Genomic DNA, 3188 nt, shown 5'->3' on the forward strand with positions numbered 1-3188 from the left:
GTGCAGATGGTGGCGAACTTTGCCGGCGACGCGGGCGAGCTGGTTGATGGCAGCACCGCCGCCGGCAAAGTTCGCCACCATCTGCACCGTGACTTCCGAAGGATAGGCCGAAACGCCCTGCGCGGTGACGCCGTGATTGCCGGCAAACACGAAGACTTTGACCGCGTCGAGCTTCGGCATGTCGCGGCCCTGCCAGCGGGCCAACCAGGCGGCGATCGTTTCCAAACGGCCAAGGCTGCCCTGCGGCTTGGTCAGCGTGTCCTGGCGACGGGCAACGGCGGCGGCGGCCGTATCGCTGCCGGCGGACAGATCGAGGCAGGCGGCGCGAAGGTCTTCGAGCGATTTGAACGACGTTGTTTGAGGGGACATGAGGGTAAGGTCTCCGAAAGAAGAATCAGGAAAGGCAAGCGGAAGCGACAAGCAGCACGGCGATCTCGCCGAGCTGCTGCAGCGCTCCGATCGTATCGCCGGTCTGGCCGCCGATCTGGCTGAGGCAGAGCGCACGAAAGGCGGCAAACAGCAGGCCAAGCAGGATCACCGCGGCAATTGCGCCGCCGAGGCCGAGCGCCAACAGCGCCACGGCTCCGAGCGCGGCACCAACGACGGCGGTTTCGGCAGTGACCGAGCCCGCGTCGGCCGACAGCCCATCGGAGCGCGCCGGCGGCAGAAGATGCATGAAGGCGCCGAACAGGCCGCGCGAGGCGGCGTGCGCTGCCAAAAGCGCCAGGAAGATGTGGCCAGGGCCGGCCAGTTCCGAAAGCGCGCTCCAGCGGATGAGCAGCGAGATGCCGAGCGCCGCGGCGCCATAGGCGCCGATGCGGCTGTCGCGCATGATCTCCAGCTTCTTCTCGCACGTCCGGCCGCCGCCGAGTCCATCGGCGATATCGGAGAGCCCGTCCTCGTGCAGGCAGCCGGTGACAAGCATCGTCGCTGCAAGCGCGAGCGCCGCAGCCGGACCGGCGGCAAGGCCCAGGGCGCCAACGATGGCGTAGACAAGCGCGCCGATGACGGCGACGGCGAGACCGGCAAAGGGTGCCGCCCAGATCGCTTCGGCTAGGCTGCGGCCGCCGAAATCGCTCGACGGCAGCCTCAGCCGCGTCAAGAAGACAAGGCTGAGGCCTATGTCGTCGAGCAATCGCCGAGGCTCGGAAAGGCCGCCGCTCATGCGCCCCTCGCAATGGCATGGAAGAAAGTGCCGCTGACATGGCCGCGCCGGTAACCCGACGCGCCCAGCGGATTGCCCTGGCCGTCGGCGAGGTCCGCCAGCGGCTCGTCATTGCCTGTGGCGGCGATCTGCGCATAGTGGAACTCATGGCCGCGGATGAGCATGCCTTCGCTGCCAAGCGGACACCCGGCGCGCAGCCGCGCCTCGCGATAGCCGAGGTTCATCTTGCGCCTGGCGAAGCTGGTCGAATGGCCAAGCAGGCCAAGCATTTTATGGCTCTCGCCGTCCGCATCCTCCAGCACCTCGCCCAGCACCATGAAGCCGCCGCACTCGCCATGCACTGGCTTGGTCGCGGCGAAACGGGCCATTCCCGCACGGAAGTTGCCAGCGGCCGCAAGCTTGCCGGCATGCAGTTCTGGATAACCGCCTGGCAGCCAGCAGACATCGCAATCTTGGCTCGGCGCTTCGTCGGCAAGCGGTGAGAAGGGCACGATCTCGGCGCCAGCGTTTCGCCAGTATGAGGCGACGTGCGGGTAGAGGAAGGTGAAGGCGGCGTCCTCGGCCAGTGCAATGCGCTGGCTTGGCGGCTGTAACGCCTCGCCGAAGTCGCCGGCCGTGGGTTCGAGCGGGCTCGCCAGCGCGAGAATGGCGTCGATATCGAGCGACTTCTCGACCATGTCGGCAAGCCGGTCGAGATGCGCCATGAGGTTCTCGTGCTCCCCTGCTTGGACGAGGCCGAGATGCCGCTCCGGCAGGTTGAGCGTCGGATCGCGCATGATGGCGCCGACCACCGGCAGGCCGATGGCCTCGATCGCGTCGCCCGCCAGCCGGCGATGGCGCTCGCTGCCGAGGCGGTTGAGCACGACGCCGGCCATGCGCACATCCGGATCGTAGGTGGCAAAACCCTTGGCGACGGCGGCGGCCGTGGTCGACTGACCGGAAACGTCGAGCACCAGAAGCACCGGCAGGCCATAGAGCCGGGCGAGATCGGCGGCCGAACCCGAACGGCCTTCCGGCGCGGGAATGCCGTCGAAAAGGCCCATCGCGCTTTCGAGAATGACGTACTCGGCACCACACGCTGCCTGGTTCGCCAGCGCGTTGAGCAGGGAAGGCGGCATCGCCCAGCTGTCGAGATTGACGCCGGAGAGGCCGGTGGCGGCGGTATGGAAGCCGGGATCGATATAGTCCGGTCCGGACTTCGCGCCGCGCACCTTCAGCCCGCGCCGGGCAAGCGCGCGCAACAGGCCTATGGTGACGCTGGTCTTGCCCGAGCCGGAGCGCGGCGCGCCGATGATGATCGCGCGCGCCGTCATGCCCCGCCCGCCAGTGCCGCGCGCATGGCGACGATACCGCCGACGACGATCAGCGCCGGGGAGGCGAGCCCGGCGGCAGCGGCCTCCTCGGCGATTGTGGCGAGCGTGGCGACAACGATGCGCTCCTGCGGCGTGGTCGCTGCGACGATCACGGCGGCAGGCGTCGACGGCGCGAGGCCACCGCTGAACAGCTTTGCCGCTATCACCGGCAGATTGGCCATGCCCATATAGATGACGACCGGCTGGCCGGTGCGCGCGATTGCGGCCCAGTCGATGTCGTCATCGGTGCCGGCGGCATGGCCCGTGGCAAGGATGACCGCCTTGTTGATGCCGCGCATGGTGGCAGGGATGGCGGTGGCGGCCAATGCGCTGAGACCGGAGGTGAGGCCGGAGAGCACCCGAAATGGTATGTTTTCCCGTGCCAGCGACAACGCCTCTTCGCCGCCGCGGCCGAAAATATAGGGATCGCCGCCCTTGAGCCGCACGACGCGGCGGCCCTCGCGCGCCAGCCGCACGAGCAGGGCGTTGATGTCGTCCTGCTTCATCGAGGGCTGGCCGCCGCGTTTACCGGCGTAGAAGAGCTCCGCGCCTGCAGCAACCGCGACGACATCGGGCGAGACCAGCGCGTCATAGACCAGCGCATCGCACTGCCCGAGTGCCGCCAGCACTTCGAGCGTCAGGCAGCCGGGATCGCCGGGGCCGGCGCCGGC

4 protein-coding genes are annotated in these 3188 nt (G+C 68.4%); all 4 read right to left on the reverse strand.

Features of this window, described 5'->3' with window-relative positions; translation table 11 throughout:
* Positions 1-369: nicotinate-nucleotide--dimethylbenzimidazole phosphoribosyltransferase (locus EOA60_RS25545; protein WP_206628226.1), on the reverse strand; the 369-nt coding region annotated here is incomplete at its 3' end.
* A 25-nt stretch (positions 370-394) separates the two neighbouring features.
* On the reverse strand, positions 395-1165 hold the full coding sequence (locus tag EOA60_RS25550; RefSeq protein ID WP_127335851.1) for an adenosylcobinamide-GDP ribazoletransferase: 771 nt from the start codon (positions 1163-1165) through the stop codon (positions 395-397).
* Positions 1162-2478, reverse strand: a complete 1317-nt coding sequence (locus EOA60_RS25555) for a cobyrinate a,c-diamide synthase (RefSeq protein WP_095826217.1) — start codon at positions 2476-2478, stop codon at positions 1162-1164. Before EOA60_RS25555 ends, EOA60_RS25550 begins: the two co-directional genes overlap by 4 nt.
* On the reverse strand, positions 2475-3188 hold a 714-nt coding region (gene cobA, locus EOA60_RS25560; RefSeq protein WP_128312094.1), incomplete at its 5' end, for a uroporphyrinogen-III C-methyltransferase. The genes cobA and EOA60_RS25555, both read right to left, overlap by 4 nt.

Source organism: Mesorhizobium sp. M1A.F.Ca.IN.020.06.1.1 (genome assembly GCF_004023265.1).
Lineage (GTDB): Bacteria > Pseudomonadota > Alphaproteobacteria > Rhizobiales > Rhizobiaceae > Mesorhizobium.